At 55.6% G+C, this 12,907-nt stretch carries 11 protein-coding genes; 9 read left to right on the top strand and 2 right to left on the bottom strand.

What is annotated here, in order from left to right; translation table 11 throughout:
* Nucleotides 1-11: 11 nt before the first annotated feature.
* A complete protein-coding gene (locus ACP7B0_RS16160; RefSeq protein WP_426142424.1) occupies nucleotides 12-1,160 on the top strand; it encodes an NAD(P)/FAD-dependent oxidoreductase in 1,149 nt (382 codons plus the stop codon).
* A 188-nt stretch (nucleotides 1,161-1,348) separates the two neighbouring features.
* Complete coding sequence (locus tag ACP7B0_RS16155) at nucleotides 1,349-1,624, top strand: HU family DNA-binding protein (protein WP_003177201.1); 276 nt, start codon at nucleotides 1,349-1,351, stop codon at nucleotides 1,622-1,624.
* A gap of 129 nt (nucleotides 1,625-1,753) precedes the next feature.
* Here ACP7B0_RS16155 and ACP7B0_RS16150 read toward each other — a convergent pair whose 3' ends face one another.
* Together ACP7B0_RS16150 and ACP7B0_RS16145 are read right to left on the bottom strand one after the other, a co-directional pair.
* Nucleotides 1,754-1,999, bottom strand: coding sequence for a hypothetical protein (locus ACP7B0_RS16150; RefSeq protein ID WP_426142423.1), 246 nt, complete (start codon nucleotides 1,997-1,999; stop codon nucleotides 1,754-1,756).
* A 422-nt stretch (nucleotides 2,000-2,421) separates the two neighbouring features.
* The gene (locus tag ACP7B0_RS16145; RefSeq protein WP_426142421.1) at nucleotides 2,422-2,940 is read right to left on the bottom strand and encodes an Hcp family type VI secretion system effector; all 519 of its coding nucleotides are present in this window, start codon (nucleotides 2,938-2,940) and stop codon (nucleotides 2,422-2,424) included.
* A 434-nt stretch (nucleotides 2,941-3,374) separates the two neighbouring features.
* On the opposite strand from ACP7B0_RS16145, the gene tssA reads away from it, so the two are divergent.
* The 7 genes from tssA (at nucleotide 3,375) to tssH (ending at nucleotide 12,903) form a co-directional block, all read left to right on the top strand.
* Nucleotides 3,375-4,925, top strand: a complete 1,551-nt coding sequence (tssA, locus tag ACP7B0_RS16140; RefSeq protein ID WP_426142419.1) for a type VI secretion system protein TssA — start codon at nucleotides 3,375-3,377, stop codon at nucleotides 4,923-4,925.
* Between the two features lie 33 nt (nucleotides 4,926-4,958).
* Nucleotides 4,959-5,465, top strand: coding sequence for a type VI secretion system contractile sheath small subunit (gene tssB / locus ACP7B0_RS16135; RefSeq protein WP_426142418.1), 507 nt, complete (start codon nucleotides 4,959-4,961; stop codon nucleotides 5,463-5,465).
* A 27-nt stretch (nucleotides 5,466-5,492) separates the two neighbouring features.
* The gene (gene tssC / locus ACP7B0_RS16130) at nucleotides 5,493-6,968 is read left to right on the top strand and encodes a type VI secretion system contractile sheath large subunit (RefSeq protein WP_426142417.1); all 1,476 of its coding nucleotides are present in this window, start codon (nucleotides 5,493-5,495) and stop codon (nucleotides 6,966-6,968) included.
* A gap of 13 nt (nucleotides 6,969-6,981) precedes the next feature.
* Nucleotides 6,982-7,389 carry a type VI secretion system baseplate subunit TssE gene (gene tssE / locus ACP7B0_RS16125; protein ID WP_426142416.1) on the top strand — a complete coding sequence of 136 codons (408 nt, stop codon included), beginning with the start codon at nucleotides 6,982-6,984 and terminating at the stop codon, nucleotides 7,387-7,389.
* Nucleotides 7,390-7,526: 137 nt separating this feature from the next.
* Complete coding sequence (gene tssF, locus ACP7B0_RS16120; RefSeq protein WP_426142415.1) at nucleotides 7,527-9,314, top strand: type VI secretion system baseplate subunit TssF; 1,788 nt, start codon at nucleotides 7,527-7,529, stop codon at nucleotides 9,312-9,314.
* A complete protein-coding gene (tssG, locus tag ACP7B0_RS16115) occupies nucleotides 9,278-10,300 on the top strand; it encodes a type VI secretion system baseplate subunit TssG (RefSeq protein ID WP_426142414.1) in 1,023 nt (340 codons plus the stop codon). The genes tssF and tssG overlap by 37 nt, the downstream gene beginning before the upstream one ends.
* Nucleotides 10,291-12,903, top strand: coding sequence for a type VI secretion system ATPase TssH (tssH, locus tag ACP7B0_RS16110; RefSeq protein WP_426142413.1), 2,613 nt, complete (start codon nucleotides 10,291-10,293; stop codon nucleotides 12,901-12,903). Before tssG ends, tssH begins: the two co-directional genes overlap by 10 nt.
* Nucleotides 12,904-12,907 lie beyond the last annotated feature (4 nt).

The following is a 12,907-nucleotide window of genomic DNA, read 5'->3' as shown; positions in this document are numbered from 1 at the left end:
CTGGAAAACACATGAACGCACCTGTCGTGATAATTGGCACTGGCCTGGCGGGCTACAACCTGGCCCGGGAATTTCGCAAGCTCGATGGCGAAACGCCGCTGCTGCTGATTACCGCCGATGACGGTCGCTCATATTCCAAGCCGATGCTCTCCACCGGTTTCGGCAAAAACAAGGACGCCGATGGCTTGAGCATGGCCGAAGCGGGCGCCATGGCCGAACAACTCAAGGCCGAAATACGCACGCACACGCGCATCAGCGGGATTGATGCCGGCCACAAACGCCTGTGGATAGGTGAAGAAGCCGTTTATTACCGTGATCTGATCCTGGCGTGGGGTGCAGAAACCATCCGCGTGCCTATCGAAGGCGATGGGGCGGATGCCGTGTTCCCCATCAACGATCTGGAAGATTACGCACGGTTTCGTGCGGCAACGGTGGGCAAGCGGCGAGTGTTGATACTCGGTGCCGGTCTGATCGGCTGCGAATTCGCCAATGACTTGATCGTCGGCGGTTACGAAGTCGATCTGGTTGCGCCGTGCGAGCAAGTCATGCCGACGCTGCTGCACCCTGCGGCGGCGGCCGCCGTGCGGGCAGGCCTGGAAAGCCTCGGCGCCCGCCTGCACCTCGGGCCGGTGCTTACACGCTTGCTGCGCACCGACGATGGGTTGCAAGCGCATTTGTCCGATGGCGAAGTGATTGCCTGCGATGTGGTGGTATCCGCCATCGGCCTGCGCCCACGGATCGACCTCGCTGCCGCAGCCGGCCTGCAAACCAACAGGGGCATCCTCGTTGACCGTGAGCTTAAAACCTCCCACGCCAACATCTACGCCCTGGGCGATTGCGCGGAAGTAGACGGCCTGAACCTGCTTTACGTCATGCCCCTCATGAGCTGCGCCCGCGCCTTGGCGCAAACCCTGGCCGGCACACCCACAGCCGTCAAGTACGGGCCGATGCCCATCACCGTCAAAACCCCGGTTTGCCCGTTAGTGGTTTCTCCGCCGCCGCGTGGGACCGAAGGCGTGTGGAGCGTCGAAGGGCAAGGCGCAGACATCAAAGCGTTGTGCCACGACGCCAACGGCAACCTGCTGGGCTATGCGCTGACCGGCAGCGCCGTGATGGAAAAACTCGCCCTTAACAAGACGCTCCCGCCGCTGCTGCCCTGAATATGGGTCGTTCTGTCGGATAAGCCACGTTTTTGGTCGCATAAATCCAGGGCCCGCACTGGCGCGGGCCAGAACGGCATGCCATCCTCATTCTTGTCTGCCGCAACGTAGAGCCGTTGCGGCGCCTTGGGTTGCTCGGGATGAGCAGCACGGGACATAAAAACAAAAATCCGTAAAAGAGGCTTCATATGCGTAAACCAGAACTTGCAGCCGCCATTGCTGAAAAGGCGGACCTCACCAAAGAACAAGCCAACCGTGTTCTTAATGCCGTCCTCGAAGAAATCACCGGCGCACTGCACCGCAAGGACAGCGTCACGCTGGTCGGCTTTGGCACCTTCCTGCAACGCCACCGCGGCGCCCGCACCGGCAAAAACCCCCAAACGGGCGAGCCCGTGAAAATCAAGGCCAGCAATACGGTAGCGTTCAAACCCGGCAAATTCCTCAAAGACAGCGTGAATCCATAGATACCAGCTGTACGCCTTAGCGGGAGGCGAGCAGTGAAAGAACGGGCACACCAACGAGGTTGGGTGCCCGTTTTTTGTGGGCGATTTTTTATACGCACCTATGCCGGGCTACGTTCCCACAGCCTTTTTTTAAATCACGCGATTCATATCGCAGGCTTCCTGCATCAATAAATCAGCCGCACCTGCCATGGCGCTCAAATCGTAATCGTCGGCGCTCCCCGCCTTTTTGCTCGACACGGCGTCGAGGAACTCCGTGGCCAGACGCATCCGCAAATCGACGCAGGCGTGCAGGTCTTTGAGTGGCGCGTGGCTGTCGAGCAGCAAAACAGAGCCTTCGAGGCCGGGATGGGTCGGAGGGATGTAGCGGGGGGGCATTGATCAAACCTCCGGTGTCTAGTGAAGCCCCCTTGATTGTCGTCAAGCAATTTGGGTGGAAGCTGTGCGCGGATTGACGAACCGGAGACACGGCAAAACCGGTAGACCCGAAGGTCTTTCACGCACAGCCGCCATAGCGGAAACTCTGCTGAGCAAATGTCTGCCGGATCGTCAAATCCAGTCGTTGACTAACCAACGACGACGCAAAGGTTAAAGGTCCAGCAGAGCGCAAGTGCGGTATTTATATCTATTGTTCGAAATATTTGAAGTGGCGAAGTGCAACAATCTGTGGCGAGAGCATGATTGCGAACGCGCCCGTTGTAGTACGGCTTGTCCGCGGAGGCTATATTGAAATGTGGAACTTACAAAAGGGCACTCAGCATTAAGCTGGGTGCCCTTTCTATCATGGGTAGTTGCTGGCTTTAACTCGTTACAGGTACGCGCCAGTCATCAGAGCCGGAAGTGCCGGAAACTTCGTGGGTCCAGATGATTTTACGGTATGTAAAATAGACGTCTTCCAGATGGGTGAAGTGAGACTGACCAGGATCTTGACAGTTCGGCATATATGAACGCACATCTACAATGATTGCGTCCTCCAACTCAGTCGAGAAATAGTGCTCCTGGGTGCCTTCTGCTGATGTTCGATACCATTTTAGTAGTACTTTAGAAAGCCGTTCGCCGGTTGTAAGTGCGGCGAGTATCAGGGGTGAAGACTTATCGAAGACTTTGGTAATCATCAGTGGTTTGTGAACACGTTGGCCGGTCGGTTGGCCGGACTGTGGATCGCGCGGGATAATTACTTGATGGTCAAAAGCCTGCACGAGGATCTGGTCCTCATGTCCCTCTTGATAGATGTTACCTACAGAGTCTGCAGTAAACGTACCTGCAGTGATGTTTCCCTGTTTCTCTCCTTCGATGTAAAGATACGCTGGTGTTGGCATCTATGAACTCCTGACGGCTTGTAACGATAATTGAGTAACTCTTCTTTACGGCGACTGACTTGCGGTTGGCCGCGATTGTAAGAAGCAGGCATCCGTGGTGAGGGTGATCTTCAGCACGCTCGCGCACTTTACGAGTTTTAGATGGGTAACTATGTAGTCCATGTTTGTAAGAGCATGTAGGAAAAATCATTGAAGAAGGTGAGATGTTGTTCTATGTATTAATTATCTACTTTCTCTGATTTTTTTCTTGCGCGCCTTGGCTTTTGCTGGCTAGTATTGCCGCACTTACTCCGGTCCGCTCTTGAAAAATCATGTGTCAGGTTTGTGGGGTTTAAACATTTCTAAAAACTTTCCATGGTTCGTTTATGGCGCCGTACTTGTTGTCATACATACTTGATGTTTCTCCATGTCTGTTTTAGCGAAGTCTAAAAGCTATGGCCCCAATTAACGCTGCTCGCTATCTGAAAATCGCCCAGACTCCAATTTCCAAAGGCGATTATGCAGGGCTGGATGCTCGCTATTCGCCAGAGTATGAGGCGCTTGAGGTCGAGTTGGCGAAGGCGTTGCCGTTGCATGAGAACGGTAAGGTCGACTGGCAAAAGGTACAGGAGCACAGCGAGGTAATTCTCACGACCCTCTCCAAGGATTTGCGCGTTGTCTGCTGGTTGAGTTGGGCGCTTTACCAGCTCCAGTCATTTACGGGGCTGGTTGCCGGTTTCGGCATGCTTTGCCATTTCTGCACGCACCACTGGGCGCAGATTCACCCAGGTAAATCGAGAACGCGTTCGGCTGCAATCAGCTGGCTGATCATGCGACTTGAAAAGGTTCTGGATTCCAATGTTCCCGTTAAGGATCAACTGGAATTATTCCGCCAGTTGGTAAAGCTGCTAGAGGAACTGGATGCAGTTCTTACGCTGCATTTGAAGGCCGACTCCCCGCTGATATTGCCGTTGCGTAGACGTCTGGCAAGCATGGTCCAGCGTGCGTCGGAAAACCGGCCCGAACCGGGTCCGGTGGAGGCTGCGATAGCGCAGGTCAAGCAGACCGCCACGCAGTGGTTTGCTGGCGACTCGGTGATTGAAAACGAAAAAGATGCGCAGAAGGCAGTGCGTGAGCAGCAGGAAAATGGCCTTGCATTGTGTGCATGGTGGCTGCGCCAGAAAGCGACCGATCCTCGTGCGTTGCGGCTCAACCGGACCCTGACTTGGTTGTTGGTAACTTCAGTGCCTCAGCAGAACGCGGCGCGCGTTACCGATCTTCGAGCGCCACCGGCGGACACGCTCAAAAGCTACCGCAACCTGTTCGAGCAGGGGCAGTACGCGGATCTGCTCGTTCAACTCGAAGCCAGCACAGCTCGATCGCCGTTTTGGTTCGACGGCCAGCGCATGGTCTGGGAGTGTCTGGATGCTCTTGATGCCGAGGGTGCCAAGCAGGAGCTGGAGATTCATTTCGCGTTATTCCTGCAACGACTACCGGGCATCGTCGAATTGCGTTTCCACGATGGCGTGGAGTTTGCGAATGCCGAGACCCGTGAGTGGATCACTGCGCATGTCATTCCGCGCTTACAGCCAGTCAGCACCCCCCGGAAAGTCAGGGACAGTGAGGTTTCGCCTCCCTGGCAACTCGCGCTGGAGAAAGCCATCCCGATATTGCGCAAGGGCGGTTTGAAGGCTGCTGTGCAGGAGATGAGGCCAGGGCTGCAAAGCGCTCAAGGCGGGCGGGAGCGTTTTTTCTGGCAGCTCAGCCTGGCCCGGCTGTGTCATAAAGCCAAAAAATACGACTTGGCAAAAGCGCAGTTGGAAACCCTGGATCAGCAGTTGCAGCAATCGGGTTTGCATCTCTGGGAGCCGGATCTCGCTCTGGATGTTCTGCACCTTCTACACAGCTGTTATGGGTTGTTGCCCCAAGGCCACGAGGTGCGAGAACGCAGAGACGAGATTTATCGCAGGTTGTGCCATCTGGATCTTGAAGTGGTACTTGAATAGGCCCTCGGGTCTCAACAGTGAAGGAGAAAAACTGTGGCCAAAGAAGGCTCGGTAGCCCCAAAGGAACGCATCAATATTACTTTCAAGCCTGCTATCGGCGGTGCTCAGGAAGAAATCGAACTGCCTTTGAAATTACTGGTACTGGGTGACTTCACCCAACAGGTAGATGAACGCAAGGTAGAAGATCGCAAACCGATCAACGTCGACAAAAACAACTTTGATGAAGTGCTGGCCAATCAGAAGCTCGGTTTGACGTTGAGTGTGCCCAATCGTTTGCAGGATGAAGACGACACACAGGAATTGGCGGTGGACCTGCGCATCAACTCGATGAAGGACTTCAACCCCGCAAGCCTTGTTGAAAAAGTCCCGGAGATGCAAAAGTTGATGGAGCTGCGTGACGCGCTGATGGCCCTTAAGGGACCTCTTGGCAATGCTCCAGCATTCCGCAAGGCGATTGAAAGCGTTCTGGAGGACGACGATTCGCGCAGCCGTGTGCTGAGTGAGATCGGTCTGGACGCTGCAGCCCCGAAGGACGCTTGAGCCTGTAATAGATAAGGAAGCCACACCATGAGCACCCGTGCAGCAAAGCAGAAAAGCAGCGAAACCACCGAGTTCGGCATACTTGATCAGATCATTTCAGAGACAAAGCTGACGCCGTCTGATGATGCCTACAACATCGCCAAGCGTGGCGTTGCAGCGTTCATCGAAGAGCTGCTAAAGCCCCATAACAGCGAAGAGCCTGTCAAGAAAGCCCTGGTCGACCGCATGATTGCCGAAATCGACAGCAAGCTCAGTCGGCAAATGGACGAAATTCTGCACCATCCAGAATTTCAGGCATTGGAATCGTCCTGGCGCGGCCTGCAACTACTGGTTGAGCGCACAAACTTTCGTGAAAACATCAAGATCGAAGTGTTGAACGTTTCCAAGCAGGATCTTCAGGATGACTTCGAGGACTCTCCTGAAGTCATGCAGGCTGGTTTGTATAAGCATGTGTACACCGCAGAGTACGGTCAGTTCGGTGGGCAACCCGTTGGTGCGATCATCGCCAACTACTTCTTCTCTCCTAGCTCGCCTGACGTCAAAACCATGCAGTACGTTTCCAGCGTTGCCTGCATGGCTCACGCGCCTTTCATTGCTGCAGCGGGGCCGAAATTTTTTGGCCTGGAAAGCTTCACCGGTCTGCCTGACATGAAAGATCTCAAGGATCATTTCGAAGGCCCACAGTTCGCCAAATGGCAGAGTTTCCGTCAGCAGGAAGACGCGCGTTATTTCGGGCTGACCATGCCACGCTTCCTGCTGCGCAACCCCTACGACCCTGAAGAAAACCCGGTGAAGACGTTCGTTTACCGGGAAAACGTTGCCAATAGCCACGAGCATTACTTGTGGGGCAACACGGCGTATGCCTTTGGTACAAGGCTGACCGACAGTTTTGCCAAATTCCGTTGGTGCCCGAATATCATAGGCCCGCAGAGCGGTGGTGCGGTGGAGGATCTGCCCCTGCATCACTTCCAGAGCTTGGGTGAGATTGAAACCAAAATTCCGACCGAGGTACTGGTTTCAGACCGTCGGGAATACGAGCTGGCTGAGGAAGGTTTCATTGCCCTGACCATGCGCAAGGGTAGCGACAACGCCGCGTTCTTCTCTGCCAGTTCGGCCCAGAAGCCGAAATTCTTCGGGATAAGCGAGGAGGGGAAGAATGCCGAGTTCAATTACAAGCTCGGCACTCAGCTTCCTTATCTGATGATCATCAATCGACTGGCTCATTACCTGAAGGTGCTGCAGCGCGAGCAGTTGGGTTCATGGAAAGAGCGCACGGACCTTGAGCAGGAATTGAACAAGTGGATCCGCCAATACATTGCGGACCAGGAGAATCCTAGCGCTGAGGTCCGTGGCCGCCGTCCATTGCGTGCTGCCAACATCTCAGTCAGCGATGTGGAAGGTGAGCCAGGTTGGTATCGCGTCAATCTGAATGTGCGCCCGCACTTCAAGTACATGGGGGCCGACTTCACCCTGTCGCTGGTTGGCAAGCTTGATAAAGACTGATCGGAGCTGAGCGATGTCCGGATACGGCAGTCTTTTTGAGCGTCTTGCTGGTGAAGCTGACAGGCGTATCGGTTGGAAGCATGACGAATGCGCTGTGGCCTCGGTGGCTGCCCATCTGGCAAAAATGCTCAGCACCCGAGCGGGCAGTGTGCAGACGCTGCCCGCCTATGGTTTGCCTGACCTGAACGATATGCGTTTGAGCTTGCACGACTCGCTGATGCAGGCGCGTCAGGCCATTGAAAGCTTTATCGAACTGTACGAGCCGCGACTGACACAGGTGCACGTTACTTCCCTTCCTCAGAGCGGTAAATCTTTTCGTCTTTCCTTCGCTATCGAAGGGCTACTTGAAGTGGCTGGAATCAAGCGACAAGTCAGCTTTTCTGCTCGTCTGGATGGATCCGGGCAAGTGAACGTCACTTGAGTGTATTGGATTGCGACGACTGTGTGGCTGATCCATTCAAGGAGGTCGCCATCACGTCATTCAAAGCCTTCACTCGACTATTCAAATACTGACATTTCTCAGTGCGGTTTTTTGTATCTCCAGGAACAGAGTGACCAATGTCTTTCAACGATTACTATCAAAGCGAACTGACTGCGCTACGGCAGACAGGACGTACCTTTTCTGAGCGTAATCCCGCATTGGCGCCTTTCCTTGGGCAAAGTGGACGCGACCCGGACGTCGAGCGCCTGCTGGAAGGCGTTGCCTTCCTCACCGGACGCCTGCGCCAGAAGCTAGATGACGAATGGCCCGAGCTTACGCATTCTCTGATGCAGTTGTTATGGCCCAACTATATGCGCCCGTTGCCATCGTTGAGCATTGTGCAATTCAACCCTCTGGAGCAGGCAGGCCCGGCAACACATATTGATCGCGGAGCATGCATTGACAGTGAGGAAGTTGAAGGTGTTGTCTGTCGTTTCCGCACCTGTTTTGCCATTGATGTACAGCCTCTGGAACTGAGTGCCTTGAATTACTCGGCCCAGGGTGAAGGCGCACTGCTCAGCTTGCAACTCACCCTAAAAGGCAGTGGCAACCTGAACGAATTGTCGCTTGATTATGTACGCCTGCACTTTGCGGGTGAGCGGTATATCAGCCAGACGCTCTATTTGAGCATGCTCCGCAATCTCGGAAGTATAGAAATCATCTTGCTTGATGCGGATCACAAGCCACTCAAGCCCGATGGCAGCAATACGGCATCACTAAGACTTGAAAGCACCGATGTGCAACCGGTGGGGTTCGCAGACAACGAAGCGCTGATTCCCTATCCATTGAATACCTTCCGAGGCTATCGATACCTTCAGGAATACTTTGCGTTTCAAGACAAGTTTCTGTTTGTCGACGTGGTCGGCCTGGAAAAGATTCGGACCTTTTCAGAAGAGATTCTCAAACGGGCGGTCGGCTTCGAACTTCGGTTCGTCATCAAGAGAAACGCCATCCAGCGGTCCCGGCCAACAAAAGACAACATCAGACTGTACTGCACGCCGGTTGTGAATCTGTTCAAGGAAGATGCCCTGCCCATTCGCCTTGATGGCAAACAGGATGAGTACTTGTTGTTACCGTCCAGATTCGATCAAAAACATTGCGGCGTCTACTCGATTGAAAGTGTGATCGGCCGCGAGAAAACGGGCGGCGGCGAAAGGCACTACGTGCCTTTCGAATCATTCAGGCATGACCCCAGTTTTGACGTTCCTCAGGCTGCTCCGTATTACAGCGTTCGGCATCGCCCATCGTTGTTGCACGGTGGCCTCGATACCTATCTGAGTTTCGACATCCGCCAATGCGACAGGCAGGAAGCACTGTCTATTGATCTGACCTGCACTAACCAGAATCTGCCGCTGCAACTCAAGGAAGGCGAGCTACGCCACAGCGGCGAGGGAATGCCGGAGAACGCTGGCTTTCGCAATATAACGGCCTGCACGCCGCACTATGCACCGCCATTGAGCCAGGATTTTCTATGGAAGTTGATCAGCAACATGTCGCTGAACTACCTCTCTCTGGAGAACGTCGATGCGTTGAAGGTCATTCTCGAAACCTATGACCTTCCACAGCACTACGACCGGAATGCAGCGAGTGTCACCCGAAAAATGCTCGGCGGACTCAGGTCCATCCGTCATCAGGCAGCCGACCGCCTGTTCAAGGGGCTGCCTCTTCGTGGTGTGCGTACAGAGTTATTGATCGATTCGGAGCAGTTCATTTGCGAGGGCGACGTGTTCGTCTTTGCGTCGATGCTCAACGAGTTTTTCGCGCTGTATACCAGCCTCAACTCTTTTCACGAACTTCGCGTCAAAACCATTAAAGGAGAGGTGTACTCATGGGCACCACGCATGGGGCAGCAACCTCTGCTCTGAATGGGCTGACCCGAACGATTCGCGAGTACTCGCTGTACCAGGCCGTGCTGCTGACCCTGGATACCCTTGGCAAAGCCTGTCCGGGGCTGAGCGAAGAGCAGCTTTACGATCAACTCGAGTTTCAGGCCAATCCAAGCCTTGGATTTCCGGGCAGCGATGTTGATTGCGTGCAGTTTTTCAATGAGCACGGGACGTTGCGCGCGCGGATGCGACTCAACCTGCTCGGGCTTTCGGGCGCGGGATCACCCTTGCCCGTGTTCTATGCCGAACAGGCGTTGGGCGACGATGACGCAGCCAATACGACGCGGATGTTTCTGGATCTGATCAACCATCGACTGCACCGCTTGATGATGCCGATCTGGCGCAAGTATCGCTATCGAGCAAGTTTTCAGAAGGGTGCCGTCGATTCTTTTTCACAACGCTTGTTCGCGCTGGTCGGGCTGGGCGGCGACAGGATTCGGCTGGCCGAAGAAATCAACTGGAAGCGTCTGCTGCCTTACCTCGGTTTGCTGAGCCTGCGCGCCCACTCCGCAGCGTTGATCGAAGCGGTCCTGCGTTACTACTTCAACCATGCAGACCTGGACATCGAGCAATGCCTGCCTCGTGTCGTGGGCATTCTTGAGGATCAACAAAACCGCCTGGGCCGCCAAAACAGTCATCTCAACCAAGACCTGGTGCTTGGAGAGCATGTGCGCGACCGCAATGGCAAGTTTCGAATTCACATTCGGGAACTGAGCTGGCAACGGTTTCATGAGTTCCTGCCCAACGGCACCGGGTATCAGCCGCTCTGTGCGCTGGTGCGGTTCAGTTTGCGTGACCCACTGGACTACGACATTCGCCTCGCACTGCGTCACGAAGAGATTCGTGAGTTGCGCCTGTGCGCGCAGAGCGCCTGCCGTCTCGGCTGGACCACCTGGCTTGGACGTGAACAGGCCGACGGGATTCTGACCCTCGGCAGCAAAATTTATAAGGACCGATGCCCATGATCAATGTGGACCTGCAACAGCTGATTCAGGCGCTGGACGCCGAAACTCGCCGCGACCTTGAAGCCTCTGCCGAGCGCTGCGTAGCCCGCGGCGGCAGCAAAATCCTGATTGAGGATCTCCTGCTGGCATTACTTGAAAGACCAAAGGGCTTGCTGGCTCGTGCGTTGCTGGATGCACAAATAGATGCGGGAGAACTGGCTGCAGCCTTGCAACCCAATGCCGAGCAGAGCGCTTCTCGCAATCCGGTGTTCGCCCCTGAACTGGTGCAATGGTTGCAGGATGCTCTGCTGGTGGCCAACCTCGAGTTGGGCCAGAGTCAGGTTGAGCAAGCGGCTTTGATTCTCGCCTTGTTGCGCAATCCGATTCGTTATGCCGGCACTCGCTACCAGCCATTGCTGGGCAGATTGAACAGCGAGCGACTACGGGATTTTGCACTTTCCCAAATAACTGAAACCGGCTCGAAAACCACCGACTCGTCCAGCGAATCCCTGTTGCACCGTTTCACTCATAACCTCACTCAGCAAGCACGGGACGGCAAGCTGGACCCGGTCTTGTGCCGTGACGACGCGATACGCCAGATGATCGATATCCTGGCCCGGCGGCGCAAGAACAACCCCATTGTCGTGGGCGAGGCGGGTGTAGGTAAAACGGCCGTGGTGGAAGGGCTGGCCTCGCGTATTGCCGAAGGTGAAGTGCCCCAGGCCCTCAAAGATGTTGAGCTGCTGTCCCTGGACATGGGGCTTCTGCAAGCAGGCGCTAGTGTCAAAGGCGAATTCGAGCGGCGGCTCAAAGGGGTGATCGACGAGGTGAAGGCGTCGCCAAAACCGATTGTGCTGTTTATCGACGAGGCTCATACCTTGATTGGCGCAGGAGGCCAGGCCGGAGGCTCGGATGCGGCCAACCTGCTGAAGCCGGCACTGGCCCGTGGTGAGTTGAGAACCATCGCGGCCACCACTTGGGCGGAATACAAAAAATATTTCGAAAAGGACCCTGCTCTGGCACGGCGTTTTCAGCCGGTTCAGTTGCATGAGCCTACGGTTAGCGAAGCGGTAACCATATTGCGGGGCCTGGCCTCGGTCTACGAGCAAAGCCACGGCATTTACTTGCGTGACGATGCCGTGGTGGCGGCTGCCGAACTTTCGGCGCGCTACCTGACCGGGCGGCAACTGCCTGACAAGGCGGTGGATGTGCTCGATACGGCATGCGCCAGAGTACGCATCAGCCTCGCCGCTGCGCCCCAAAGTCTGGAGCGTCTGCGCAGTGAGTTGGCCGAGGGCCGCCGTGAACAACAAGCGTTGTGCCGTGATGCCGAAGCGGGTTTGCCTGTGGACCGTGAAGCCCTGGATGCGCTGGGTCTTCGTCTCGATCAGGCGCGCAACGAAGAAAAGGACCTGCAGCAACGCTGGCTCGATCAGCGACGTTTGGCAGAAAGGCTTCTTGAATTGCGTCAGCAAAAGGCGCGAGCTCAGGCTGCCAGCAGCGAAACAGACGGCGACGCTCAGCAGGAAGGTGTCTCAAGCCTGGCTGACCTTGAAAGCGAACTGCAGCAAGCCCATGAGGCGCTGGCGGAAATACAGACGGTCGAGCGACTGGTCAGCTTTGAAGTTTGCCCTCGGCTTGTTGCACAAGTCGTCAGTGCCTGGACGGGGGTTCCACTTGAGCAACTGGCGCGTGAGCACAATGCCAGGGTCGCGAGTTTCGCAACGGACTTGCGACAGCGGATTCGCGGCCAGGATCAGGCTGTACAGGCGCTCGACCGATCGATGCGGGCCACGGCCGCGGGGTTGAACAAGCCCGATGCGCCTGTTGGTGTTTTCTTGCTGGTAGGCCCCAGCGGCGTGGGCAAGACAGAAACGGCGTTGGCGCTGGCCGACTTGTTGTATGGCGGCGAACGTTTTGTCACCACGATCAACATGTCCGAATTCCAGGAAAAACATACCGTCTCGCGCCTCATCGGTGCGCCCCCGGGCTACGTAGGCTACGGCGAGGGCGGGATGTTGACCGAAGCGGTACGTCAGAAACCTTATTCGGTGGTGCTGCTTGATGAGGTTGAGAAAGCCGATCCGGATGTGTTGAACCTGTTTTACCAAATCTTCGACAAGGGCATCGCTAACGATGGGGAAGGGCGCGAAATCGACTTTCGTAACACCTTGATCCTGATGACTTCCAATCTGGCCAGCGACCGGATCGAAGCGATTTGCCGGGATGGGCTTCGCCCCGAAGCAGACGCACTTGAGGCCACCATCCGGCCTGTCCTCAGCAAACACTTCAAGCCTGCCCTGCTGGCACGGATGCGTGTTGTTCCTTACTACCCGGTCGGCGGCCCTGTGATGCGCGAGCTGGTCGAGCTCAAGCTTCAACGCCTTGATGAGCGTCTGCGTCGACGCAAGCTGACATTCAGTTACAGCCAGTCTCTGGTCGATCATTTGACCGAGCGCTGCATTCAAGGTGAGAGCGGTGCCCGGCTTATTGATCACCTGATCGAGCTTCACGTGTTGCCACTGATTGCCGATCGGCTGTTGGAGGTGATGGCGGCTGGGCAAACCCTGACCCAGGTGCACGCCAGGCTCGATGAAAACAGTATTGCCTGTGAGTTTGATTGATGAA

This window comes from Pseudomonas sp. DWP3-1-2 (assembly GCF_049896285.1).
Taxonomy (GTDB): domain Bacteria; phylum Pseudomonadota; class Gammaproteobacteria; order Pseudomonadales; family Pseudomonadaceae; genus Aquipseudomonas.
Note: the sequence above shows the minus strand (reverse complement) of the source record. Positions and strands in the feature narration are given on the sequence as shown.

Coding starts and splice junctions, on each gene's coding strand:
- tssC (WP_426142417.1), top strand. CDS start 5,493: ATGAGCACCCGTGCAGCAAAGCAGAAAAGCAGCGAAACCACCGAGTTC.
- ACP7B0_RS16160 (WP_426142424.1), top strand. CDS start 12: ATGAACGCACCTGTCGTGATAATTGGCACTGGCCTGGCGGGCTACAAC.
- ACP7B0_RS16145 (WP_426142421.1), bottom strand. CDS start 2,940: ATGCCAACACCAGCGTATCTTTACATCGAAGGAGAGAAACAGGGAAAC.
- ACP7B0_RS16150 (WP_426142423.1), bottom strand. CDS start 1,999: ATGCCCCCCCGCTACATCCCTCCGACCCATCCCGGCCTCGAAGGCTCT.
- tssH (WP_426142413.1), top strand. CDS start 10,291: ATGCCCATGATCAATGTGGACCTGCAACAGCTGATTCAGGCGCTGGAC.
- tssG (WP_426142414.1), top strand. CDS start 9,278: ATGGGCACCACGCATGGGGCAGCAACCTCTGCTCTGAATGGGCTGACC.
- ACP7B0_RS16155 (WP_003177201.1), top strand. CDS start 1,349: ATGCGTAAACCAGAACTTGCAGCCGCCATTGCTGAAAAGGCGGACCTC.
- tssE (WP_426142416.1), top strand. CDS start 6,982: ATGTCCGGATACGGCAGTCTTTTTGAGCGTCTTGCTGGTGAAGCTGAC.
- tssA (WP_426142419.1), top strand. CDS start 3,375: ATGGCCCCAATTAACGCTGCTCGCTATCTGAAAATCGCCCAGACTCCA.
- tssF (WP_426142415.1), top strand. CDS start 7,527: ATGTCTTTCAACGATTACTATCAAAGCGAACTGACTGCGCTACGGCAG.